This window comes from Photorhabdus khanii NC19 (assembly GCF_000517265.1).
GTDB lineage: Bacteria > Pseudomonadota > Gammaproteobacteria > Enterobacterales > Enterobacteriaceae > Photorhabdus > Photorhabdus khanii.
In genome coordinates this window covers 180,581-205,032 of the sequence record NZ_AYSJ01000002.1, presented here as the reverse complement: position 1 = coordinate 205,032, position 24,452 = coordinate 180,581, and the positions used below count along the sequence as shown (strand labels likewise).

Here is a 24,452-nt window from a genome sequence, read left to right as displayed (position 1 = left end):
TGGTGTTACTGCATCAGGCAATAGCTTGTCAGAAATAGCGCTTCAATTTTTCAACAACCTCAGCAATGCTACAGTCGTCAAAAAAGACTGATATGGGGACGAGTTTTCCAATGATCCCCCGCAATCGCTGAACAATCGCAACCGCTGACATGGAGTCCATATCAATTTCACTCAACTTCGTGTCGACGGTGATTTCTCCTCCTGCAACAAGTTTCTTCAACTCTTCTATCACTATTTCCGTCATCGCATTGCGTTGCTCTTCATGCGAAGGTTGCCCAGACGCGACCATAGCATCATCACTTCGAGCAGAAGCCAAAGCAGTCTCTATATCATTCACAGGACCTTGAGAATCAATCAGCCTCTCCAGAGCAACACGGCTAAAGTTTCCGGCAATCAGCCCTGTATCGTGATGAATACTCTTTCTGGTAACGGTATCCATGACATCTTTGATATCAAGGAGCAACAATCCCATGGCTTCAAGTCTGCTAAGGTGCAACGGATTGAGACGCGCAGTCATCCCACCACGCCAGGGTTGCCACGCGATAGCCGTACCTGGAAGCCCAGTTGCCAACCGATATCGCATTAAAGAATCCGCGAATGAGTCCGCAGCGGCATATGGCCCCTGCCCCGCAATGCCAATAATTCCGGCTAATGAAGAAAATGTGATGAACCAATCCAGGCTTAACCCTTGGGTAGCCAAGTGTAAGTTCCAGATTCCGGCAATTTTCGGACGGAAAACTTTTTCAACCGAACGGCGACTTAACGTGGCAAGCATTCCGTCTTCAACAATACTTGCCAGATGGTAGATTCCCCGTAAGGGGAAACCCGTTCTATCGATACGCCGCAGCACCGCCTTGACATCCTCAATATCGGCTACATCACCCTGGAACAAATAGAGACTGAAACCTTGCGCTTTCAGTTGCTCAGATTCGGTAATCAAATCAGCCGGCGGAGCAGAATGTCCCATCAGCGTTACATGCCTTGCTCCTGACGCAAAAAGATTCGTGGCCAGCATCCGCCCGGTCTCGCCAAACCCTCCGGTGATAAGATAGTTGGCGTCCTGCTTTATTTCGGTCTTTTCATGGCTAATGGCGACAGATCCAACCTGACGCTGCCAAATGCCCTGAGCATCAATGAGAAACTCTCTCTTCTCACTCGCATTTGTCATGATGTTAAGAGCCGATACGATCCCTTCGTCCCCAATCTGTTCAAGAGGTAAATCAATCAGTCCAACTTCAACAGAGGGGTACTCTTTCGCCATCACCCGGCTTAATCCCCATAAACCACTACCAGACAAACCTAGCGCATCAAATTGCCCGCCAAGCACCTGTACACCCTGGGTAACGACCCAGAGTTGCGATTTTTCCTCATGACGGCATTCAGCAACTTTGTTAGCAATAAGACGTAAACTTTCGAATTGGTGTAACTCATGAGCCACAATATCTGAAGCGCTCAGAAGCTTCTCGTGGCCGGCTAAATAGAGCAATGTGCCTGTGACTTCTATCGAGTCAAGTTGGGAAACCAGATCTGCATCAAGATCAAGAGTGACAACATCAATTCCCTTAGCCTCAATCAATCCCTTCACATTGTGGGCAAAATCGGTATTTCTGCTAATGACAGTACATTTAGTTAATAACGGAGCGTTAGGAGAGGCTATATGACACTTCACCCAATTCAGATTGAACAGTTGCATGCCACTCTCTTCCAAATCACGAAGCAAGGGATCACGCACAACGGGTTTGATCGGTGACACTTCACGCCCGTAAATTTCTTGACTCATCAATATTCCCCCATATCAAAATCCTCTCAATAACGATCAGATCCAGAAAACAGCCGTGCTACTAATGAAACCATAAAAGACGAAAAATGGCAGGGTATGCTATTGATAACCAGAGTAAAACGGCAATTCAATTCCAGACTCGCCGATGGTTTCCAACCAAATAGCCATCAAACGGGATGGTAAAAACTGAAGATTACAATCTGGCCTGGAAGAAATGGTGACGTCCATAGTACTGGCATATATCTCTATATCCATGCTCAACGGTACGTCTTGCGCATCTTCATCCGGCTTGCCAATACGTATTTTTTCAGGGGCCAGTTCATAACCAATAACATTAGGCGATCGTCGTTGATCCCCAACGAAATTGAAAGAAATCGCAGGAAGTTCTGGCCAGCCAAATGAAGAGTCAGACACAAAGTAAGTAGCCGCATAATCCGCCGCTTTTTCCATTGCGCCATTCAATTCTTGGGCCATGTGCTGAAGGGTGCTATTCAGCGATAGATTCGGGTCAATATGAAACTTAACGGTGATCGGAAATGATACTGACCCGACAAGATTAGAAACCGAAGTTTCCCAATAACCCACAAAATGAGGGCTGACCCACATCAACATATCCAGGCTGCCTTTCCCGAAGACAACCGCCAGGGCCTTTAACCAACTACCAAGCAACAAATCTGCCACACTGACACGACGTTGCTGAGCCAAAAGACGTATCCTCTTTAAAGCCTCATCATCAAGCTGCCTGAATTCTGTAACGGCTTCAGCTAATTTACTAATGGGAAGTGACTCAACACGCTGCTCACCGAGAATATTAAGTGTGGTATTTTCAATCGTTTGTTCAGTATCGGGGATGACCGCTTTTGCCATTTGCTTATGCCGTTCATACAGCTCAGCGCAAAATTGCTCATAATTAGTGGCATGCTCAAAATCAAGAGGCTGACCATTTACAGACATTCTGTACGCCTTTGAGAGATCTCGCCATAAAATCCGACTGGAAATGCCATCACATACCAGATGATTGAATATCAATACCAGCCTCTGCGCACGGGCACCATCGCCATCAAACAAGCAGTAACGCAACAGTGGAGGATTTGCCACATTCATATTGGCTCTAACTTCAGCGATATAATTTGATATTAAGCGCCGTCGATCATCTTGACTACCGGTTAGCTCTCTGACTTCAAAAACCTGACGCAATAATTCACTGCTGGGAGGCACCAAGTCCATTTCCATATTCATGCCATCACCGACAAATCGTGCCCTCAGAACAGAATACTTATTCAACAGGTATTCAATCGCCACCCTGAGATGTTCAGGCGCCAATCGTTCCAAGGGCATTAATACTTCACCGACACATAACTGATCAATTCTCAGCGAATATCGCAAATCATATAATTGCCCTAATTGAACACGCATAATCTTCACCTTTCCATTACAAGCCCTACGGGCGGAGACGAAAATTAAAACGTTGTGCCGACTCCACACTATCCTGCATACAAGTTAGTTGGATAACACAGCGTTTACTTTTGACGACCAGAGAAAGCGAACATGCAGAGTAAAAAAACGAGAAGCGATAACTTACCTACCCTGTATGGAATGATCATTAGCGCCATTTACTACAGTCATAAACAACATAGTGACAATTTTAAAAGTAGCAATAAAAAAAGAAACCTCCATGAATCAATCCAGATATTTGAACTACACCAGAATAATTAAGATATTATTACTATTAAATAAGTACTCTTTTTAATAAAAACGAGTGATAAACCAATCAGCCCATCAGAAACCCCATATATATCGAAGCGCACTCACCAATCAAAAGAGAAGAAGCCACAAAAATGTGGCTTCCTATTAAAAAGCACCTGCGAAATCAATCTATTCACCTATTTCACTAGGTTGCATACCATCTACTTTGATTCAATTACGCAATGATGAATCGAAGAATGAGAGGAGTCACTCAGGAAGAACGGCGAAAATTGAACCATACCAACGCAGCCATCGCCATAAGAAACAGGGATGAGGCCCCCATCACAGAAAAAACTGCATCGTCGAACGCTGACCTGGCAAGGTTTGCAAGAGCCAAACCAGCATCAGGTGCCATTCCTTGCGCAGCGATCAAAGCGCCATCAATACCATCTCTGGCAGCATCATTCACTGGAGAATCAGCCGGAAGTTTAAGAGTATAACTATAGACAGCCGACATGATGCTCCCCATTATCACAATGCCCAATCCACCGCCCAACTCGTAGGAAACCTCTTCAACGGACGCGGCCATACCTGCCCGATTTGGTGGTGTAGCCTGCATGATAGTACTGGACGCAGCCGTCATTGTTGCCCCAAGACATGTTCCCAGCACAAAAAAGCAAATGACCTGCAAAGGCAGGGGAGCTGAAAAACTGACCATGAGTGCAAGTATGGCAAAGGCATACATCAACAAAGAGGTAATGAGCAATCGGGCACTACCCAAACGAGGAAGAATCCAACCACTCACAGGACTTGCCACAATCGCGCCCAATGAAAATGGCAAAAAATAGAGCCCCGATTGCAAAGGTGTTAATGACAATACAAGCTGCAAACGTTGGCTTAAAACCAGATTAATCCCCATCAAACAGGCGGAAGCCACCAACCCAGCGATGACCGCAGACGAAAAAGCCGGACTTTTGAAAATGTCGAAATCAATCAGTGGATACACACTTCGTTTTTGGCGTCGAATGAATAACACCAGAAAACTGATCACCAGAGTAAAAGTCACCAGTATCCCGATATAGGATGGATCTCGCTTGGCAAACTCCTTGATGGCATAGGCAAAACTGATCAATATAACCATGACCTGCAATGAACCAACAAGATCCCACGGATGAGACGAATCGGTCTTAGAGGCTGGGACAAACAACCACGACAAGATTAATGTCAAAATCACAATAGGAACATTGATGAGGAACACCGATCCCCACCAAAAATATTCAAGCAATAAGCCTCCTATCAGTGGCCCTACTGCCGCTCCCCCAGAGGCAACGGCTGCCCAAATCCCAATTGCGAATGATTTCTCGTCTTCATCATCGAATGTTAAGGCGATAATCGACAGTGTGGCAGGCATCATCGTTGCCGCCCCTACCCCTAACAGTACCCGGGAAACAATCAGCATTTCCGATGAATAAGAGTAAGCTGCCATCAGGGATGAGCAACCAAATATCATGAGACCACAAACCAACAACCGTCTATGCCCGACGCGATCTCCCAAAGTACCCGCCCCCAACAACAGCCCAGAGACGACAAGAGGATAGATATTGACTATCCATAACTTTTCCGTTGTGCTCGCACCCAAACTGTGAGTCAAGCTCGGAAGCGCGGTATACAACACTGTCATATCAACAGCAACCAGCAATAACGCGGCTGAAACAGTAGAGAGCACCCACCATTTCTTTATAATATTCATTTCACTCATCCATTCTTATTTTTATGTCATCTCCGGGAAACCAGATTAATTCAGACAAAATGACTATCAGACTCTTGCAATAAATCGTTAACATTGATGCTAAGAGTGATATCACGCTTTAGCTTTTTATTTAATTCAACTGTAGTTACCCCCTGAATAGCGCCTTGATCAACGAGCTTAGTCACTCGACTACGTGACAACGAAAACTTCTTCGTCAGAATTGAGATAAGTCTGATAGGAATGGGATATTCAAGCTGAATCGTAATCTGTACGGCCGGTGTTTGAGCCATATCCTGAAGTTCTTTACCTTCTATAATAAAGTCAGGAGAGACACCGAGTTCAGCCCTGTTTTTTGCCAATATTCGATAATCAAAGGCATATCGCCGAATTTCATCTTGATCGTTGTGCAAAAATCGCTCATACAAGTCGCCATCCAATTTATTGACATTGACCCTCGAAAAAATATCAATATTCCAAGTGTAATCACACTTTTCGCATTTATAGATACTCCACACATCCAACACTTTTTTTTGCGCATTAACCCTGAATGTACCTGCTGGATAAAACTCCTTTTTCACCTCACAGCCAGGGCAACGTTTCAAAATGGCCTGATAGCCTACAGGCCTGACTAACCATGTAACATTTCTATTTGTCATGATAGATCCACGTTTTAATTGGTTAAGTTACGGCTAAATTGGTCAATTTAAAATCTAAACTTGATGATATTCTATAACATCAGATCTTGAAACTATTTATCAATTCGTTGCTTAAGTGACTTTACCGTTTTTATTTTGGGGAGCAGCGGATAAAACGGGGAGAATCGGGATGTGGTACGGTAGAACATTGACTCCCCGTTTCCACATCCCGCTCAATAAATCAGAAAGGTAATTCATTTAGGATCTGTCTCGTTGAGTATTATTAACAAAATAACCCAACGAAATAGGTCGTTGATTATTTTTTATTCACATCAACAATACGGGCTTGTTTAGGATAAGCAATCGGTGATTTCTCAGAGAAATATTTCACCACCGCATCGACATCCGGCACACCGTATACCGGGTCAGTACCCTCTTTAAATACAGAGAAACTACTCCCTCCGGTTGCCAAAAATTCATTAGCCACTACACGGCATTTCCCCTTTAATTTCACAGGCTTGCCGTTAATTTTCATGGAACTGACAATGACACGATCCCCTTTTGGTTTAGAACTATCCCACTGATATTGGAAGCCATTCGAAACCGCCAAAATTTGCGGCTCAGAACGATCCCATTGTTGTTCCAACAGGCGTTTAATTTGCTCACCAGCCAAGTCAGCACGGATACCACCGCTATTTATAAACGCAATTTGAGCGCTGCCGCTCTCTTTCGGCGCAGCGGTATACAGATAAGCATCCACAATCACTTTACCCAGAGAAGACTCACCCGCACTGTTGCTTCTCCTGCTCAAATTACGATCCAACTTACCAATCACACGGTTTTCCAATGGCGTGGCTATTTTTTCATATGCATCCAACATCTTGGTGATTTCTGCATCCTTTTCATATTTATGGTTATCTACCCAAATATTTTTCGCTTCGAAATCAACAACATCTTTGGTGATTTTATCCAGCTTCAAATCCAGATTAGTTATCAGAGCACCATTAGCCTGGGCAGACGTGACCGGCTTACCATTAATCACACAGTTATAAGCCTGATGTGTATGACCGCTAAAGTCATTTATCGCCAGCACACGAACATCAACCTCACCGGCTTGATCATAACCGGGGTCAGTGGCACACCCAGCCAATAGAGCGCTACCAACCGCAACAATAAGCAACTTATATTTATAATTCATCATGTTATCTTTTGGTCATCATCACTCACGTTTCGGACAGTCAATCACGTCGAAATCTTTGCTGTAGCAAATGTAAAATTCATTATGATTGATCGGAATGGCTTTACCTTTTAATGACGGGTTATTTTCCTTAAGGAACTTAATTAACTGCTCGTTAGATAGGCGATCCTTTGGCAATACCAATCCGCTGAACAGTTCTTGCTGTTTACTGAAAAATTGATCTGGCGTTTCAAACGCACAGACGCCATGCTTTTCCCACTCGGCTTGCAGCAAATCTACACCTGGAGAAGTACACAGATAAGGTTTAATTGCCTGATAATCCAGTGATGGCAAATCACCCTTACACAAACGTGGATGTTTACGGATATCAGACCAATCACGACACTGATCCATTGATTTACCATCACAGGTTTGCGCCCACAAGCCATGAATTATCCAGCCAAATTTATTTTCTGAGAAACATTGCAGTGCAAATTTTTTATATTCACTCTGTGCTTTGGCAATTTTATTATTCTTTTTCAGTTTGTTAATTTCATTCTCTTTGTTTTTACAAAATGCCGGAGAATAATTAATCGCCAGTTTGAAGTAATCTGTAGAGGCTTTAGCGTTCTGACCATAACGGTCATTTTTAGCAACGTAGTCATAATCTTCCGGTGGATTAGCGGGCAATATACAGGAAATAGCTTCTTCCGGTTGTGACTCTAAAGAATCAATTAATTCTGGTTGCTTCGCACAGCCGACAACCAATAAAACAAATACTGCCGGTAATAAGTTAGAAAAACGCATCATCGTTCCTTATGGGAAACTCTTTCCCTATTGAATGGCAAACAAAAACCTGCCCACAAGGGCAGGCGACTATTAAGATTATTTTTTTCCGGTCAGATCAATTTGATACACTGCAAAACCGACATCATCATTTTCCAGATATTTCACTGGATACTGAGAGAACTCTTTGATAAATTTCGCTGCTTTTTCACTCGGAGAAGTTTCGAAACGAATATCCAATTTCTTGTCGGTTTTGATTGGCATAATCGACCAGTTATTATCGGCCTTGGTCGCTACCATACCTTTCTCTTTAGACATTTTGACAATGTAAGAAGCCAGGATAGCGCGGTTCTCATCCGGTGATGCGAATGCAATATGACCTTCGCCTGTACCGGCAAATTTACCGCCATATGCACGATAATTATTGGTAGCAATCAGAAAGTTAGCTTGAGGATCGATAAGCTTACCCTGATAAGTCACCTCCTTGATACGGTTCGCCTCTTGATTGATGACCTGACAATCAACGTCATATTTAGCGGGTTGAGTCAGATCAATCTTATAATTCACGCCACTAATCGTGTCGAAGTTATAAGTACGGAAACCGCTCCAGTTCAACAGATACTGAGGCTGAGTTGAATTTGGATCGATCTGGTTATACATGCCGGCAGAACACTCCAACCATTCAATCACATCAGCACCGGTTACCTTCACAACAGCCAGTGTGTTTGAATATAGATAGAGATCCGCCGCGTTACGGAACGTCAAATCACCTTTTTCAACTTCGACGAAGTCTGCGGGGGCATTCTTACGACCACCGACTTTGAAAGGTGCCGCCGCTGCCAAAACAGGAATATCTGCTAAATCCGGATCACCCTGAATAAAATGCCGCGTGTAATCTGCCTGTGCATCATTCACGATCTGTACTGTCGGGTCACTTTGGATTAGGGCAAGATAGCTGTACATATTGGCGGAAGCTTTACCAATCAATTTACCGACAAAACCCCGGGTTCCCTGATGGGCTTGCTCGATAATCTTCACTAACTCGCTATCGCGCCCGACCAGTGCCTTTTTACCCACTTTGTCATAAATCGGGCGTGCTTCCGCCTTTGCTTCCGCCACCTTCCAGATCCCGCCATCATTGTTGATAACCATATCAACAACGCCCAAATGATCGCCCCACTGACCGGGCATGACAGCCGGAATACCATTAACCGTACCTCTGGCAACATCAACCCCTTTAATGTCTGCAAATTCCTCACTTGGGAACACACCGTGCGCATGACCAAACATAATCGCATCAATACCTTCAACCTCACTCAGGTAATAAACCGAGTTTTCAGCCATTGCCTTATAAGGCTCTTTGGAAAAACCAGAGTGAGGAATAGCGATAATCAAATCTGCGCCCTGTTTTTTCATTTGAGGAACAAATTTCTTCGCAGTTTCAGTAATATCGTTAACAACAACTTTTCCATCCAGATTGGGCTTATCCCAGATAGCAATCTGTGGCGGTACAAAACCGATATAGCCAATTTTAATGGTGTGATCTTTACCCTCCCGATCTTTCACTGACGTATCAACGATAATATAAGGCGTGAAATAGTTTTTACCGGTTTTAGCATCCATTATGTTGGCATTGATATAAGGGAATTTCGCACCCGCAATGACTTTTTTCAGATAATCCAAACCAAAGTTAAATTCGTGGTTACCAAAGTTACCCACGGTATAACCCATTGTGTTCATTAATTGATGGGCTGGATGAGATTCCCCTTTTTTCAGTCCCTTCGCCGCCATGTAATCTGCCAACGGGCTACCTTGAATCAAGTCACCGTTATCAACCAGAATCGTGTTGGAGGCTTCTGCTTTGGCCGCTTTAATTAAATTCGCAGTACGTACCAAACCAAATTGCTCTGTGGATTTATCTTTGAAGTAATCAAAGTCAATCAGATTACTGTGAACATCAGATGTTTCCATTACTCGCAAGTCAACCGTTGCAGCATTGACATTAAATGCGACCAATAAGGCTAATGTGGAAACCTTCAACACATACTTAACCATTTCACACCCCTTTTTAGGCTAGTTAAGGAGAACTTTAGCTCTCCTTATCACTTTCAACTTAGAAGTACAGACGAGCTGCTGTTTCCAGAATAGTCTGTTTTTTATTCTCATAAGCTGGGTTGTCGCTGTGTGCACCATCATATGCCGCTGCAACGAACAAACGCCGGCTATTAAACTGCAAAACGTTTATCTAAACCAACGGTGTAAGCCTGTTTTTTATAGTTAACCGTATTTGCATTTCTATCACGCAGATAGTAACCCGCACACACACTAATTTCGATGTTATTCCAGTGCCATGAAAATCGAGTAGCTTTCTCTGATTCCTGAAACGATAAATAAACTAATCAAAGTGGCTAAAGATTTCATGTTTTTCATCATAAAATATCTATTACGATATTTTCGGATAAAACAAAACCATCTATGGATTATAAATTTCAAATATTATTTACAAATACTTTAGATATTAAGACAAAAACAATCATAAGTTTACAATTAAAACAATCTAAAGGCATTAATTAAAAACAGAGAAAAAGTTAATGCTTAATTACATTTTCAGATTATAGCCAGACAGTGTAACTTTAATTTCATCAATGATTTTTTGATATAAAAATTTATTTCCTGATCGGAGTGACACACTCACCACCAAACACCCATTTTTTCAGCAAATCCGGCAACGTCTGATAGAGACGATCCACATTCAGGATAAATTGACACAAGAGACTAGGGCTTACCTCTGTGATTCGTTATCATGCGGACTTATGTTTGAGATGCTCAACGATTAAATGAGCAAAAATATGGGATAACTTCAATGTTGTGGTTCAAAAATTTAATGATTTACCGTTTAAACCGGGAAATTTCACTTTCTGCGGATGAACTGGAAAAACAATTAAGTCCGTTAGCGTTCACCCCATGTGGCAGTCAGGATATGGCGAAAACAGGCTGGGTATCGCCAATGGGTTCGCACAGCGACGCTTTCACCCATGTTGCGAATAATCAAATCCTGATTTGCGCCCGTAAAGAAGAGAAGATGTTGCCTTCACCGGTTATCAAGCAAGCGCTACAGGCAAAGATTGAAAAACTGGAAGGAGAGCAGCATCGCAAACTTAAAAAAACAGAGAAAGACTCTCTGAAAGATGAGATATTGCACACCTTGCTGCCACGGGCATTTAGCCGTTTCAGCCAAACTTATATCTGGATCGATATAGCCAATAATCTCATCATTGTTGACGCCGCCAGCGCTAAACGGGCCGAAGATAATTTGGCATTACTGAGAAAAAGCCTCGGCTCTTTACCTGTTGTTCCTCTGACATTTAAAGATCCAATAGAATTAACCCTGACAAAATGGGTACGTTCCGGTGATCTGCCGGCGGGCTTTGCTTTAATGGATGAAGCCGAACTGAAAGCAATTCTGGAAGAAGGTGGGGTAATCCGCTGTAAAAAACAGGATCTGGTTTCTGATGAAATCGCCACCCATATTGAAGCCGGAAAATGTGTTACCAAGCTGGCTCTCGACTGGGAAGAGCGTATTCAGTTTATGTTGTCAGATGATGGTACTTTCAAACGCATAAAATTCAGTGATACCCTGCGTGAACAAAATGATGATATCGACCGGGAAGATTATACCCAACGGTTTGATGCTGACTTTATTTTAATGACTGGTGAATTAAGTGCACTGATTAAAAACACCATTGACGCATTGGGTGGCGAAGCGGAAAAATAACAGCAGCCCTTAAGCTATCCGCCGCTTTGGATTATTTTTCAGAGCGGCATTTTTATGCCTTTCTTAACTTTATACTTTCATTTGGAGAGAAAGAAATCCAAAATTTCCTCGGCCATATTAATATGATCTGGCAGGATTCTTAGGGATTTAAACTCACTACACAAGACTGGTATAAGTTCCAACAACTAACAAAATAGAACCCCATCTAGTCAATAATAGTGCTCATATCTACAAGTATGAGTAATTGGATTCACTAACGAATAATAATCCTATTCACTGTATAACTTTACAATTACTTAATACTAACCTCTCCGTTTAAACAGCTCTTATTCTTATAAAAACTTATAGTAAATAATATTATTAAATATAACATGTAGCTGAGGTTATATTTACTGATAATTTTGCCAAAGTAGAGTTTTAATTACTATTAAAATAAATACAATAATCCTAATTTTTATTGTAATATCTTTCTTACCAACCAACATAAGCAATAAATAAATTTATTTTCGTTCTGACACAGGTAAAAACAGATGAATAAAGAATTTCATGAAGCGAACCGTTTGTCGTGGAATGCCGCTACTGTTGCTCATAACAGTCATAAAGGTGATCAGGCCGTTTTTTTCAAGCAAGGCGGCAACACTCTCTATCCGGAGGAATTATCACTATTGGGTGATATAAAAGGTGTAAATATCTTACACCTACAATGTAATTCGGGTCAGGATACTTTAAGTTTGGCGCACTATGGCGCCAAGGTAACCGGAGTCGATATTTCTGATGAAGCGATTAATTTCGCCCGTCAATTATCCTACGATAGTGGCATTCCAGCCCAATTCCATCGCGCTGATATTTTTGATTGGATGGAACAAGCCATTACAGAAAATTTAAAATTTGATCGGATTTTCTGTTCTTATGGTGTATTGGTTTGGATTTCTGATCTGAAAAACTGGGCCAGACTTATTTCACAATTATTAACACCTGAAGGAAAATTTGTACTCATTGAATTTCATCCATTCGCTCTCTATTTTAATGCACAATGGAAGCCACATTATGACTATTTCAGGGAAGGCGCAATAATTGAAGAAAACGGTGTTCACGATTATGCTGCTGAATCCACCGAAACCCTCTGTCCAAGTGGCATGATAGAAGAAGGTATTAAAGATTTCCAAAATCCTCACCGTAGTTATGAATTTTACTGGGGGATCAATGAAGTACTCAATGCTCTGATACAAGCAGGATTACGCATTGAACAATTCAATGAATACCCTTACTCGAATGGATGGGGTGGATTTGAAGGAATGCGTCATATCGGTGGCGGCAAAATGGTACAACCGGAAGGAATGCCCCGTATGCCGCTAATGTATGGTGTGCTGGCAGGGAAATAATAAGACACTCCGTGTAACAATCGCCAGTCTGTTGCTCAATATCACCTTACTGGCGATAATACCGATCTTTTCAAAACCCAATAACAGAATTAAAGCTATTTACCGTAACCCTATAAATCCAATTAAGGTATTCAATGAATTCGGCGAAAAAAGGTTATCAACCACCTTTCTCAATTACAGTTAAAATGATCCAATTAGTCGCCGAAATCAGTGAGAATATCGGGCGGTTAAGTACAGAACAGGAACAAGCAAAAGCCCTGCGATTGAGACGTATCAATCGGATACGAACAATTCATGGCTCGCTGGCGATTGAAGGTAACTTGCTTGACACAAGCCAAATCACAGCAATTATTGAGGGAAAGCGAGTCATCGCACCAATCAACGAAATACAGGAAGCACGTAACGCTATTTTAGCTTATGAGCAGCTCCAGCATTGGCATTTCACATCAGAACAGAACTTACTGGAAGCCCACTCTGTTCTGATGAAAGGGTTAATAGATAATGCAGGTCGTTACCGGAATAGTGGCGTTGGTGTCATGAATGGAGAAAAAGTCATTCATATGGCTCCGCAGGCAAACCGGGTTCCAAAACTGATGGCTGATCTTTTTTACTGGCTGAACTCTACGGATATTCATCCACTTATTGCCAGTTGCATCTTCCATTATGAATTTGAATTTATTCACCCGTTTGCCGATGGTAACGGCAGAATGGGCAGATTGTGGCAGACATTAATCTTAAATCAATGGAACTCATTATTTGAATTCATTCCAGTTGAAAGTCTGGTTTACAAGCATCAGGCTGATTACTATCAAGCAATTAATCTCAGTACCCAACAAGCTGATTGTGCAACCTTTATTGAATTTATGTTGAGCATGATACGTGACGCAATTCTAGAATCTACCCATCAGGCTACCCATCAAGCTAGCCATCAGGTTACCCACCAGGTTAGACAATTAATTATGGCGTTGGAAGGAGAAATGAATCGTGAGCAACTTCAATTAGCGCTTGGATTAAAAGATCGCAGCTCATTCCGTCTACGCTATCTGCAACCTGCACTAGAAGCCGGATTGATTGAAATGAGTCATCCAGAAAAACCCAGTAGTCCATTACAAGGTTATCGTTTGACAGAAAAAGGGTTGCATTTAAAACAACAATAAATTAGCTCTCCAAACTATTCGTTATTATTAAACAGGCTCTTCTCAGAGCCTGACAGGTTAAAATAATTTTATCCCTTGATTTAACTTATTAATAAAACAGGAAAAAAACTTGCCATAACATTTCTATTTTATATCAAACTAATGATGACTGAACTCTAATGAATATAATGTTACCGTTGAAGGAGTTGCTCCTTTATCTACCAGAGTTAATTTATTATTAGATATAGACACATTAATTTGGTTGGTCACCTCTGGCGGTGATATTTTTTCCAATCCCCCGCCTTCTTTAATACGGTATGCTTTAACTTTAAATTTTTTATAACCTATATGGTTAATCACCACAGTAACACCTTGGTCACTATTCGTATAATCACGACTTTTAGCTCTCAACAAATTATCATCCGGAAGTTTCTGAACAGGATCATGTTGCACTACCATATTATCAGAATTCATTGTTGTCGGATCAACACCACCAAACCATTTGTTTTTGCTCCAGGTATCGGTTAATTGATTAAGTGATCGGCTAGTATCCAAATAATATTGTTGATATAGATAATCAGGTGCCGAATTACTATCTGCAAAACTCTTATCAACTTTATAATTTGCAGCTAAGATATTAACTTTATTGCCTTCTGCATTCTCAGCCGCCAAAACGGTTAAGCCTGTGGAAAAATCCTTATTACCACTTAAGATATAAGGTGTTTCAAACATTCTGGAAAACAGATAAAAGGACTGAGCTGAATACGTACAGCAATTTTTAACGCATGGATTTTTAGGACTAGATTGATTATTAAACAGACCAAAAGATAGGCCATCACCTCGATAATAATAAGCTCTATCGGCTTTGGTATATTGCATATAAATAAACGTGGAAGCAATATATGCCGCATTTTTAGGGCTCTGCACCTTTGTATATGTATTTTTCGTCCCAATAGCGCTGGAATTCCACTCAGTACAGAAACTTTCTGCATCGGTAAAACCATAAGTATTCAAACTTTGTTGAACCGCATTCCCCACGTCAATAATGTTTTGTGGGTCTCCAGTTATAACGTATCCATGCCAGGAAAAGAAATCTAACGGTACATCATTATCTTTACAATATCGTAAGAATCCATCAACATAATCTTCAAGTTTACTATTAACAAACGCAATACCAGCGCCACCTACTTTAACCGAAGGATCAACAGCTTTAATTATTCTTGCAATTTTCGCATATAATTCATAATATTTTTTAGGATCATCACTGTTCCAGAAATAAAGTAAGTCAGGTTCATTCCAAACCTGCCAATAAGTTATTTTTCCCGGCAAGCCGATTCTGGCATAGTTTAAAGCATAGCGATTCACTAAGATGCCCACTAACATTGCATAAATATCAAAATCTTGTGGTATTTCATAACCACCCTCACCGGAACGCCCAATACGAAACATGATTTGTCGCTGAATATTACAGGGATTCAACTCGGCTTTATTATTCATAATATCGCGCAGATAAGCGTCAGTCATTTTATAATTAGCCTCTTTTAATGCAAGACTAATATCATGATTTCTCATCCCAGCAGCAGCATAGGGAAAAATGCTTCTGATATTTGAAATATCAGAAAATAGTCTTTTAGCCGCGAGTTTATTTTCTTCTGGGACATTAATAATCATTTGACTCTGATCACTTAGTCTATCCACCTGGAAATAGTTATCCATATCGCCAATACCAAAACCATCATGAAGCCGGATATGGGTAATGCCCATCTGATTAAATTGATCATCTAAATCGGGGAAGCCAGGTGCCAGAGATTTAGGTACACCATTCAAGCCATTAACCTCTTTAAGCAATGAGTGATGCCCAGCCGATAAATCTCGATGATTTTTATTGAATGAAAAAATTTTAGTCATAATAAACCTCTATGTTAATTAAAAAATTACATTATCAATGACAATCATTGTATACACTCTGAATTAAATACATTTCGTCCGACTCCTCATGATTAAAAAGGCTCCTTTCAGAGCCTAATGGATTAAAATAAACCTCTTATACATGACTATAATTATTTTATTTTCCACTTAATAATAAAACAAAGAAAAATAACTTACTATAATATTTTAATTTCATAAGAACTAATGATGGCTTAATTCTAATGAATATAATGTCACCGTTGAAGGTTTTGCCATTTTATCCACTAATGTTAATTTATTATTAGATATAGATACGGTAATTTGGTTAGTCACCTCTGGTGGTGTCATTTGTTCCAATCCTCCGCCTTCTTGAATACGGTACGCTTTAACTTTAAATTTCTTATAACCTATATGATCAATCACTATGGTTACACCTTGATCACTATGAATATAATCACGACTTTTCGGTCTTAAATACGTATCAGTCGGAATTTGTTGTACCGGATCATTTTGCACTACCGCATTATTATGATGAATTGTTGTCGGATCAATACCACCAAACCATTGATTCTTGCTATAGGTATCGGTTAATTGTTTCAATGTTCGGCTAGTATCCAGATAGTATTGTCGATATAAATCCGCAGGAACGGGAGCGACATTACCATCTGAAAAACTCTTATCAACTTTGTAATTTGCGGCCAGAATATTAATTTTATTACCTGATTCATTCTCGGTTGCCAAAACGGTTAAACCTGTTGAGAAATCCTTATTACCACTTAATATATGAGGTGTTTCGAACATTCTGGCAAAAAGACTAAAGGATTGAGCTGAATACGTACAGAAATTTTTAACACATGGGTTTTTAGGATTAGGTTGATTATTAAACAAGCCAAAAGATAAGCCATCGCCTCGATAATAATGCGCTAGGTCAACTTTCGCATATTGCATATAAATAAGTGATGAAGCTATATATGCTGCATTTTTAGCACTCTGCACTTTTGTAAATGTATTTCTCGATCCAAAAGGACTGGAATTCCATTCAGTGCAAATACTTTCAGTCTCGGTAAAATCATAAGTATGCAAACTTTTCTGAATCGTATTACCCATATCAATAATGTTTTGCGGGTCTCCAGTATCAACATATCCATGCCAGGAAAAGAAATCCAATGGTACATTATTATTCCTACAATATCGGAAAAACCCATCAATATAATCACCGCCTGCATTATTACTGAATGAAATCCCAGCACCACCAACTTTAGCATCAGGATCAATCGTTTTAATTACCCTTACTATTTTATTATATAATTCGTAATATTTTTTCGGGTCATTACTATTCCAGAAAAACAGTAAATCAGGTTCGTTCCAGATCTCCCAGTAGCTTATTTTCCTTGGCAAACCAATTCTGGCATAATTTAAAGCGTAACGACTCACCAAGGTACTGACTAATATTGCATAAATATCAAAATCCTCTGGTGTTTCATAACCTCCATCAAGAGAACGCCCGATACGAAACATGATTTGGCGCTGAATATTATCTGGATTCAGATCTACTTGATTACTCAGAACATCGTGCAAATAAGCATCCGTCATTTCATAATTAGCCTCTTTTAATGCAAGATTAACATCATGATTTCTCATCCCGATAGCCGCATTGGGAAAAATACTTCTAACATTTGAAATATCAGCGACAAGTTTTTTTGCCGCAGATTTATTTTCCTCTGGGACATTGACAATCATTTGATTTTGATTATTCTTCCTATCCACCTGGAAATAGTTATCCATATCACCAATACCAAAACCATCATGCAGACGGATATGGGTAATTCCCATCTGATTAAACTGATCATCTAAATCGGGGAAGCCAGGTGCTAGCGATTTAGGCATCCCATTCACACCATTAACCTCCTTGAGATGTGAGTTATGCCCTGCTGATAAATCTCGATGATTTTTATTAAAAGAAAAGATTTTAGTCATAATAAGTCTCTATATTAATTAATAACTTACATCTTTATAAATCAAAAACAACATCAGAGAATAAATACATCTCTCTGATAACTCAATAATAATAAATGAGGCGAATGCTTAGATAATAGTTAAATATCTCTTTTAACTACTCATTAAAGTTATCAGCTATTAATTTAGATTTGGTTTATTAATCAACTAATTACATTGATATAATTATCAATAACAATAAGAACAACACTGTAGTTTACTTGATAATATCAGAATTAAAATAATCACAAAAATAAATCTCCCAGTAAGAAATTGATAATAATAATCATAAAATAGCACAAGGTAAAACCATATAGTCAGTAAACTTTACCAATGAATATATAATTGCAAGTCATTAATACGTGCTATAAATATACTTGAAGTTTTAGTCATTTAATAAAATTCCTTGCAATTTTAAATTATCCATTACCAAGCAATATTAAAAAATAAAAACAAATGACTACATTCATAATAATCGCACTGCTAATTTTATTATCTATAGAGAAAAATTATCAGATAATAATAAAAAACACCAAACAGTTAATATATGTGAAATATATTCTTGCATTTTATGCAAAGCACTTATACGTTAAATATAGATTTACAAAGTTAAAAAAAGAATGAAATATAAAACTCACACATAATGAGGTAACAATAGTGATGACCAAGAAAAATGCTTTATTGACTGGTGCAACAGGTTTTATCAGTGCATATGGGCAGGGAGCGTGAAACAAACAGCCTTGGAATACCAAGGCCGTTCAGAGTGCAGTTAAATAACCAGTGCCTTCTGGTCAATTAAATTAAGTATACGCAATGCAGCGCCATTAGGTTTTATTTCACCTCGCTCCCATTTCGATACGCTTTCTTTTGTCATGTTTAATATCAAAGCAAGCGAAGATTGGGAAATGTTGTATTGAGCACGGATCCGCTTAATATCATCCCCTGTCATAGAGAGTATATTTCCGTATTTTTCTTTTAGCTCTCTGTCTTTAATTCTGGCTTCAATACGGCGAACTGACTCACCATCTGTTAAACCCGCAGCCTCAATTTCCTTAGCGAAATCAAGCATTTCATTCATTTTACTGGTCATCTTTAACCTCCACCAATAGTGATAGCTCAATCATTTTATTAATTTGGGTATCATTAAAATCTAACAAATCCTTAGCAATATCTGGAACAAGAATTGAAGACATGGATGTTATCGAAATCAATGAAGCTTTTGCTGCATAGACTCTGGCTGTAATGAAAGAGCTTAATATTCAATGGGATGCATCCCATGTCAACTGTAACGGCGGTGCTATCTCTCTGGGACATCCATTAGGTGCATCTGGGGGACGGATTTTAGCGAATGCCGTCTATCAATTACACCGCCAACAAGGAAAACTGGCCTTATGTACTATGTGCATTGGCGTTGGACAAGGAATCGCGATGATCCTTGAGAAAGTTTGATCACTTTTCTATTAACGCTAAATCGCCTTGGCAAGCCACTCCTGTAATAGTGATATAAATACCGTTAATTTTGCTGGCGGGTACGCAAGTGCCCGTAATAAATAAATACCATCCTTACGTTCATCAGGATCATTGAACAATGCAATAAGCTCTCCAGAACGAATATCCGATGAAACAACCCAGTTAGGAAAAAGCCCTACTCCAAATCCATTGACGGCGGCCATTCTCAATGTGTCAAAGTCGTCACTGCGAAAAATCCTATTCTCATTGCTGAGATTGATATCATCCTGATAGTGTGACCAACAAATGCCAGCAGGATCATGATGTTTATCAAGCAAATAATGGTTAGATAACTCAGAAAGTGTTGTCGGAGCCCCGTACTTCTGGATATAACCTGGACTGGCGCAAACAACCCAAGTCTGTGTGGCGATCCGTTTTGAATAAAGCGAACTATCTTTTAATTCACCAATCCGAATAACCGCAAAGCCGCTAACTCAGCCTGGATATCGACAAGGTTATTGATAATATCTTGCGCTCTTGAAAACAAAATCTCTCCTGCGTCAGTCAGTGATAAGCCACGGGTAGAACGCGAGAAAAGTTTTACCTCCAACATCTGCTCAAGGCTGTCTATCTGTCGTGTAATAGATGAAGCTGCCATATACTTTACTACCTGATGCCCGGAGCCGACTGAATACTGTTTTTATGACATGCTATTTCTCCGGTGGCGCAGCGGGTTCCTCTTTGGGAGCGATAGCAGCCTGGCATCTTTCATGGAGTGGTGTCGCTCTCAGTGGCGGCGGATGCGCACTATTAGCAACTATTTTGGTTCTGTTTGGTGCGAAACGTCTGGTATAACCGCGCTCAGAAATAGCTTTATACACAATGGAATGCAGGTAACAAGTAATCAAATAAAAGTGAATATAATAAGTGGTAATCAACAACCGTGTAATTAGCCCAATTTGAGATGCATTAAAGAAACTATTAAAATAATGTTGGGTTGACAAAATCAGAAAGTTGCACCAGTATCAAGGTTGACAGATTTGAATTTTTGCACTCTTAGAGAAAACAGTAAATGCCAAACATCCGCTATCCTTGAGAATTCCATCCACAGTTAAGTGAAGAACGTTTAAGTATTATTGCAAAAGAATTACTCAATGTGCTTGTATTTATCGGGCACATCAGCTTTCTCTTTTAACCGATACTCAATACAAAACGGCTTTTTTGGGGCTTAAACGCAAGGGCGAAGCTATCGAGGAAAAAGAGGATTATCTTATTCCCCATGAGAAACCTGAATTATTTCATCGAGCAATAAAAGTGCTTATTAATGATGTTTGTATCAATATTGAAGCACTAGCCAAGCGTTTGAAAATTACAGTGCCAATGCTGCTTGAACTGGCTAACGATAGTTCACTTTATGAGCTTAACAATCAGACAGATTCTGTGAACGTCATTTCGATGTTCTCATATCGATCCAGGATAGCGTGATTATTCCCACCCTGACCAAATTAGGCTCTCATTACACAAACCAATTACCACGTTAATCTCAACCGCGCTTTCCAGCGCGGTTATTTAATAGAAGGATTATTGATAACTAATCCGATGAAACCGCTTCCATTCCTACCAATCCCACTTTCAGATAGCCCGATTTACGCAGAGCATCCATCACACTCATCAGTGTTTCATAATCCACAGTTTTATCAGCCTGAAAGAAAATTGTTGTCTCTTTATTGGATTGGGTTGTCTGATCCAATACCGCCGCCAGAGTATCATGATCTACCTGTTGATCACCGACGTAAAGCTGACGATCAGCCTTAACCGTCAGAAATACCGGTTTTTCAGGACGGGGTTGCGGTTTTGCCGACGATGCGGGTAAATCCACTTTAATATCAACGGTTGCCAGTGGTGCCGCTACCATGAAGATAATCAGCAGCACCAACATCACGTCAATAAATGGTGTGACGTTGATTTCGTGCAATTCGCCGCTATCGTCCAAATCTTCATTAAGACGCATTGCCATAAATCACCTTGTCTTGCTATTTGCCAAATCCAGATCACGGCCAAGCAGTAATAATGCCTGTGCCGTCATATCACCAACCTGACCACGGTAAGACGCAATCATACGGGCGAAGATATTATAAATCACAACGGCCGGAATCGCCGCTACCAGGCCAAGCGCTGTCGCTAACAACGCTTCCGCGATACCCGGTGCCACCACGGCGAGGTTAGTTGTCTGTGAGTGAGCGATACCGATAAAGCTGTTCATGATCCCCCACACCGTACCAAACAGACCCACGAAAGGAGAAATCGCGCCAATAGTCGCCAAATAGCCGTTACCACGCCCCATATGACGGCTGATAGCCGCAACTGAACGTTCCAGACGGAAAGAGACACGCTCTTTTGTGCTATTCAGATCACTACTTTCACAAGATAGTTGGCGTTCTGCCTGTGCTTCATTCAGCAGTAAGCGGCTAATACTGAGTTTGCTGAAACCTTCTGCAATTTCCGTAGCCTGATCAAGACTCTTAACTTCCGCCAGAGCCAATTGCTCTTTACGTAAACGACGACCGGCAGCCAACAGTTCAGTTCCTTTTGAGAAGAACAGCGCCCAAGTAATAACAGAAGCAATCACCAGGCCAACCATCACGGTCTTAACAACAATGTCAGCGTTCTTATACATGCCCCAGATAGACAAATCGGTAGCAAAACCACTGGAAAGACTGGTTTCATCGGCTGAAACATCAGGAGCAACAACATCAGTGGCCACCGGAGTCACTTGGGTAGAGTCTGTAGCGGATGCCGTTTGTGGTGCAACCTGATTTGCCGGCGGTGCAGTTGTACCCGAAGTTGTTGAGGTCGCCGCCGGAGCAGGTGTTGCAATCTGTGCGGTTTTTGTCGTGGTACTGTTGTCTGTTGCAGATGCTGGTGTTGTATCAGCCAACGCTGAACCTGTCAGCCCGAACGCTAAGATAATTGAAGCAGTCAAATTACGCATCAGTTGGCCTTTACTCCCTTTCTTATAAACCTTGTTATTTAGCAGTGAATTACCTTTCGTCATCTCACTAACCTTATTTACACTGAGTCTTCATTCATCTTCGCCAGACTGAATGAAAATGAAGGCTGATGATATCAAACATTAAGTGATTTGATAGTAATTATCATTATTGTTTAATAAAAAAGTGTTACCCCTTCACAAAATAAAATCAAAGAAACCTCACTCACAAGTCATCAGATGAATTTTCGTCAAGTTGGCCTAATCCTTTTGTACAAAAAGGACTAAATCTTTTAACGTGTTAACTCTATTTTTTACACCATTTCAAACTTTGAAATTAAGGTGGCAATGGATCATGACAGAAAAAAAACTGGAAACTTCACTGGTCAATGCAGGCAGAAACCGTAAATTTACTCAAGGCGCAGTCAATCCAATCATTCAACGAACATCATCTGTGATTTTCGATTCTGTCGCATCCAAAAAGCAGGCAACACACAACCGCGCCAATGGCGAACTGTTTTATGGCCGGCGTGGCACCCAAACCCATTTCTCTTTTCAGGAAGCCATGGCTGAACTGGAAGGAGGCGCAGGTTGTACGCTTTATCCTTCTGGTGCCGCCGCGATCAGCAATGCCATTCTCTCTTTTGCCGCCGCCGGCGATCATATTCTGTTGACTGGTTCAGCTTACGACCCGACACAAAGCTTTTGTGACAAGATATTGTCACGGATGAATATAACTACCGATTATTTTGATCCGATGATTGGCGAGGAGATGGCTGAACTGATTAAGCCCAATACCAAAGTGGTGTTTCTTGAATCCCCAGGCTCCATCACCATGGAAGTACAGGATATTCCGGCGATTGTTCGCGCGGTACGGCAAGTCAATCCAGATATTGTCATCATGATTGATAATACCTGGGCCGCGGGTGTGCTGTTTAAGGCACTGGAGTTCGGCATCGATATTTCTATTCAATCCGGCACCAAATACATTGTTGGTCACTCAGACGCAATGTTAGGTATTGCCGTCGCAAACGAACGCTGTTGGGTGCAACTGCGGGAAAGCTCCTATTTGATGGGACAAATGGCGGATGCCGATACGGTGTATATGGCAAGTCGCGGGTTGCGGACTTTAGCCATTCGCCTGAAACAACATGAAAAAAGCAGTATCGAGATAGCACGGTGGCTGCAACAGAGATCCGAAGTTGCAGCAGTCTATCATCCTGCCTTCCCCTCCTGCCCCGGCCATGACAATTTCATTCGCGATTTCAGCGGCAGTAATGGCCTGTTCTCTTTTCAATTGAAAGAAAGATTAACACACCAGCAATTTTCAAATTATCTGGATAATTTTCACCATTTTAAAATGGCATTTTCATGGGGTGGTTTCGAATCACTGATCCTGGGTTATCAACCAGAAGAGATAAAAACAATACGCCAATACGATGCCCCACAAAGAACAGGCACCCTGTTCCGCTTGCATGTCGGGCTGGAAAATGTTCAGGATTTGATTGATGATTTAGCTGAGGGATTTAGTCGAATTTTTGCTGATTAATCTTATTGTTATCTAAGGTAATAAACTGAAAATCTCAACACTTAAAGACAATATAAACTCATTGTCATTACAATGCATTTGCATTACACTTTGTTAGAAAGATGATTAAATCAACATAATGAGGTCAAAATATGCACGCATTCCCAAGTGTTGAGTTCGAGGTTGGTGCAGAATCCAAACTTACCCGTCGCAGCCAAACAACCATTCCAACACCAGTTCGTAAAGCTCTCAAACTAAGACCGGGCCATGATAGTATCGAATATAAGATCTTATCTTCCGGTGATGTACTTATTAGTCGTAAAAACAACGAAGAAGAAAAAGATCCTGCAATTGAATCATTTCTGAACTTTCTGGCAAAAGACATTAAGGAACATCCTGAACAAGTACAACAATTAAGTGAACAGCTCATCAACCGGGCAAAATCACTTACCGCAGGAATAGACATAGATCTCAAC

21 protein-coding genes and 2 pseudogenes are annotated in these 24,452 nt (G+C 40.7%); 8 read left to right on the top strand and 15 right to left on the bottom strand.

Annotated elements, in window-relative coordinates; genetic code table 11:
• Positions 1-28 precede the first annotated feature (28 nt).
• The 8 genes and pseudogenes from PTE_RS00975 to PTE_RS26120 form a co-directional block, all read right to left on the bottom strand.
• Positions 29-1,780, bottom strand: coding sequence for a beta-ketoacyl reductase (locus PTE_RS00975; protein WP_036842343.1), 1,752 nt, complete (start codon positions 1,778-1,780; stop codon positions 29-31).
• Positions 1,781-1,879: 99 nt separating this feature from the next.
• Complete coding sequence (locus PTE_RS00970) at positions 1,880-3,196, bottom strand: condensation domain-containing protein (protein ID WP_051477060.1); 1,317 nt, start codon at positions 3,194-3,196, stop codon at positions 1,880-1,882.
• Between the two features lie 541 nt (positions 3,197-3,737).
• Positions 3,738-5,216: an MFS transporter gene (locus PTE_RS00965; protein WP_036842340.1), complete on the bottom strand. Its 1,479-nt coding sequence runs from the start codon at positions 5,214-5,216 to the stop codon at positions 3,738-3,740.
• Positions 5,217-5,266: 50 nt separating this feature from the next.
• Positions 5,267-5,872 carry a DUF1062 domain-containing protein gene (locus PTE_RS00960; RefSeq protein ID WP_051477058.1) on the bottom strand — a complete coding sequence of 202 codons (606 nt, stop codon included), beginning with the start codon at positions 5,870-5,872 and terminating at the stop codon, positions 5,267-5,269.
• Positions 5,873-6,167: 295 nt separating this feature from the next.
• Positions 6,168-7,052 (bottom strand): bifunctional metallophosphatase/5'-nucleotidase, encoded by an 885-nt coding sequence (locus PTE_RS00955; RefSeq protein WP_241826069.1) that lies wholly within the window; start codon positions 7,050-7,052, stop codon positions 6,168-6,170.
• 18 nt (positions 7,053-7,070) lie between these two features.
• Positions 7,071-7,838: a ribonuclease T2 family protein gene (locus tag PTE_RS00950; protein WP_239002367.1), complete on the bottom strand. Its 768-nt coding sequence runs from the start codon at positions 7,836-7,838 to the stop codon at positions 7,071-7,073.
• A 75-nt stretch (positions 7,839-7,913) separates the two neighbouring features.
• Positions 7,914-9,869, bottom strand: a complete 1,956-nt coding sequence (locus PTE_RS00945; RefSeq protein WP_036842335.1) for a bifunctional 2',3'-cyclic-nucleotide 2'-phosphodiesterase/3'-nucleotidase — start codon at positions 9,867-9,869, stop codon at positions 7,914-7,916.
• 611 nt (positions 9,870-10,480) lie between these two features.
• Positions 10,481-10,567: pseudogene (locus PTE_RS26120) on the bottom strand (hypothetical protein); the annotation flags it as partial.
• A 110-nt stretch (positions 10,568-10,677) separates the two neighbouring features.
• Here PTE_RS26120 and rdgC point away from each other — a divergent pair.
• The 3 genes from rdgC (at position 10,678) to PTE_RS00930 (ending at position 14,128) form a co-directional block, all read left to right on the top strand.
• Entirely contained in the window at positions 10,678-11,589 is a 912-nt protein-coding gene (gene rdgC, locus PTE_RS00940) for a recombination-associated protein RdgC (protein WP_036842333.1), read from the top strand.
• Positions 11,590-12,119: 530 nt separating this feature from the next.
• On the top strand, positions 12,120-12,971 hold the full coding sequence (locus PTE_RS00935; protein WP_036842331.1) for a class I SAM-dependent methyltransferase: 852 nt from the start codon (positions 12,120-12,122) through the stop codon (positions 12,969-12,971).
• A 134-nt stretch (positions 12,972-13,105) separates the two neighbouring features.
• The gene (locus PTE_RS00930) at positions 13,106-14,128 is read left to right on the top strand and encodes a Fic family protein (RefSeq protein ID WP_036842330.1); all 1,023 of its coding nucleotides are present in this window, start codon (positions 13,106-13,108) and stop codon (positions 14,126-14,128) included.
• A 138-nt stretch (positions 14,129-14,266) separates the two neighbouring features.
• Here PTE_RS00930 and PTE_RS00925 read toward each other — a convergent pair whose 3' ends face one another.
• The 3 genes from PTE_RS00925 to PTE_RS00915 all read right to left on the bottom strand — a co-directional run bounded on the left by PTE_RS00925 (position 14,267) and on the right by PTE_RS00915 (position 19,100).
• The gene (locus PTE_RS00925) at positions 14,267-16,015 is read right to left on the bottom strand and encodes a GH39 family glycosyl hydrolase (protein WP_036842328.1); all 1,749 of its coding nucleotides are present in this window, start codon (positions 16,013-16,015) and stop codon (positions 14,267-14,269) included.
• A gap of 222 nt (positions 16,016-16,237) precedes the next feature.
• Positions 16,238-17,992, bottom strand: a complete 1,755-nt coding sequence (locus tag PTE_RS00920) for a GH39 family glycosyl hydrolase (RefSeq protein WP_036842326.1) — start codon at positions 17,990-17,992, stop codon at positions 16,238-16,240.
• A 787-nt stretch (positions 17,993-18,779) separates the two neighbouring features.
• Complete coding sequence (locus PTE_RS00915) at positions 18,780-19,100, bottom strand: helix-turn-helix domain-containing protein (RefSeq protein WP_036842324.1); 321 nt, start codon at positions 19,098-19,100, stop codon at positions 18,780-18,782.
• A gap of 65 nt (positions 19,101-19,165) precedes the next feature.
• Between PTE_RS00915 and PTE_RS00910 the strand changes: the two are divergent.
• Positions 19,166-19,459 (top strand): annotated as a pseudogene (locus PTE_RS00910) (3-oxoadipyl-CoA thiolase); the annotation flags it as partial.
• A 17-nt stretch (positions 19,460-19,476) separates the two neighbouring features.
• On the opposite strand, the gene PTE_RS23110 reads toward PTE_RS00910, so the two are convergent.
• Both PTE_RS23110 and PTE_RS00900 read right to left on the bottom strand, forming a co-directional pair.
• Positions 19,477-19,890 carry a LysR substrate-binding domain-containing protein gene (locus PTE_RS23110; RefSeq protein ID WP_241826071.1) on the bottom strand — a complete coding sequence of 138 codons (414 nt, stop codon included), beginning with the start codon at positions 19,888-19,890 and terminating at the stop codon, positions 19,477-19,479.
• Positions 19,891-19,916: 26 nt separating this feature from the next.
• Positions 19,917-20,117: a LysR family transcriptional regulator gene (locus PTE_RS00900; protein WP_036842320.1), complete on the bottom strand. Its 201-nt coding sequence runs from the start codon at positions 20,115-20,117 to the stop codon at positions 19,917-19,919.
• Here PTE_RS00900 and PTE_RS00895 point away from each other — a divergent pair.
• Positions 20,105-20,314 (top strand): hypothetical protein, encoded by a 210-nt coding sequence (locus PTE_RS00895; RefSeq protein WP_036842318.1) that lies wholly within the window; start codon positions 20,105-20,107, stop codon positions 20,312-20,314. The two genes, PTE_RS00900 and PTE_RS00895, sit on opposite strands and share 13 nt — an antisense overlap.
• A 366-nt stretch (positions 20,315-20,680) precedes the next feature.
• The gene (locus PTE_RS00890) at positions 20,681-20,944 is read left to right on the top strand and encodes a hypothetical protein (RefSeq protein WP_036842316.1); all 264 of its coding nucleotides are present in this window, start codon (positions 20,681-20,683) and stop codon (positions 20,942-20,944) included.
• Between the two features lie 106 nt (positions 20,945-21,050).
• Here PTE_RS00890 and exbD read toward each other — a convergent pair whose 3' ends face one another.
• Both exbD and exbB read right to left on the bottom strand, forming a co-directional pair.
• Positions 21,051-21,476, bottom strand: coding sequence for a TonB system transport protein ExbD (gene exbD, locus PTE_RS00885; protein WP_036842313.1), 426 nt, complete (start codon positions 21,474-21,476; stop codon positions 21,051-21,053).
• A 3-nt stretch (positions 21,477-21,479) separates the two neighbouring features.
• Positions 21,480-22,451, bottom strand: coding sequence for a tonB-system energizer ExbB (gene exbB, locus PTE_RS00880; protein ID WP_036843435.1), 972 nt, complete (start codon positions 22,449-22,451; stop codon positions 21,480-21,482).
• Positions 22,452-22,803: 352 nt separating this feature from the next.
• Between exbB and metC the strand changes: the two genes are divergently transcribed.
• Positions 22,804-23,997 (top strand): cystathionine beta-lyase, encoded by a 1,194-nt coding sequence (gene metC / locus PTE_RS00875; protein WP_036842310.1) that lies wholly within the window; start codon positions 22,804-22,806, stop codon positions 23,995-23,997.
• A gap of 131 nt (positions 23,998-24,128) precedes the next feature.
• Positions 24,129-24,452 (top strand): type II toxin-antitoxin system PrlF family antitoxin (locus PTE_RS00870; protein WP_036842307.1); only part of this gene is annotated, 324 nt, incomplete at its 3' end.

Excerpts from the sequence above, each read along its gene's own strand:
- PTE_RS00975 (WP_036842343.1), bottom strand. The coding sequence starts at position 1,780 with ATGAGTCAAGAAATTTACGGGCGTGAAGTGTCACCGATCAAACCCGTT.
- PTE_RS00970 (WP_051477060.1), bottom strand. The coding sequence starts at position 3,196 with ATGCGTGTTCAATTAGGGCAATTATATGATTTGCGATATTCGCTGAGA.
- PTE_RS00965 (WP_036842340.1), bottom strand. The coding sequence starts at position 5,216 with ATGAATATTATAAAGAAATGGTGGGTGCTCTCTACTGTTTCAGCCGCG.
- PTE_RS00960 (WP_051477058.1), bottom strand. The coding sequence starts at position 5,872 with ATGACAAATAGAAATGTTACATGGTTAGTCAGGCCTGTAGGCTATCAG.
- PTE_RS00955 (WP_241826069.1), bottom strand. The coding sequence starts at position 7,052 with ATGATGAATTATAAATATAAGTTGCTTATTGTTGCGGTTGGTAGCGCT.
- PTE_RS00950 (WP_239002367.1), bottom strand. The coding sequence starts at position 7,838 with ATGATGCGTTTTTCTAACTTATTACCGGCAGTATTTGTTTTATTGGTT.
- PTE_RS00945 (WP_036842335.1), bottom strand. The coding sequence starts at position 9,869 with ATGGTTAAGTATGTGTTGAAGGTTTCCACATTAGCCTTATTGGTCGCA.
- rdgC (WP_036842333.1), top strand. The coding sequence starts at position 10,678 with ATGTTGTGGTTCAAAAATTTAATGATTTACCGTTTAAACCGGGAAATT.
- PTE_RS00935 (WP_036842331.1), top strand. The coding sequence starts at position 12,120 with ATGAATAAAGAATTTCATGAAGCGAACCGTTTGTCGTGGAATGCCGCT.
- PTE_RS00930 (WP_036842330.1), top strand. The coding sequence starts at position 13,106 with ATGAATTCGGCGAAAAAAGGTTATCAACCACCTTTCTCAATTACAGTT.
- PTE_RS00925 (WP_036842328.1), bottom strand. The coding sequence starts at position 16,015 with ATGACTAAAATTTTTTCATTCAATAAAAATCATCGAGATTTATCGGCT.
- PTE_RS00920 (WP_036842326.1), bottom strand. The coding sequence starts at position 17,992 with ATGACTAAAATCTTTTCTTTTAATAAAAATCATCGAGATTTATCAGCA.
- PTE_RS00915 (WP_036842324.1), bottom strand. The coding sequence starts at position 19,100 with ATGACCAGTAAAATGAATGAAATGCTTGATTTCGCTAAGGAAATTGAG.
- PTE_RS00895 (WP_036842318.1), top strand. The coding sequence starts at position 20,105 with ATGAAGCTGCCATATACTTTACTACCTGATGCCCGGAGCCGACTGAAT.
- PTE_RS00900 (WP_036842320.1), bottom strand. The coding sequence starts at position 20,117 with ATGGCAGCTTCATCTATTACACGACAGATAGACAGCCTTGAGCAGATG.
- exbD (WP_036842313.1), bottom strand. The coding sequence starts at position 21,476 with ATGGCAATGCGTCTTAATGAAGATTTGGACGATAGCGGCGAATTGCAC.
- exbB (WP_036843435.1), bottom strand. The coding sequence starts at position 22,451 with ATGCGTAATTTGACTGCTTCAATTATCTTAGCGTTCGGGCTGACAGGT.
- metC (WP_036842310.1), top strand. The coding sequence starts at position 22,804 with ATGACAGAAAAAAAACTGGAAACTTCACTGGTCAATGCAGGCAGAAAC.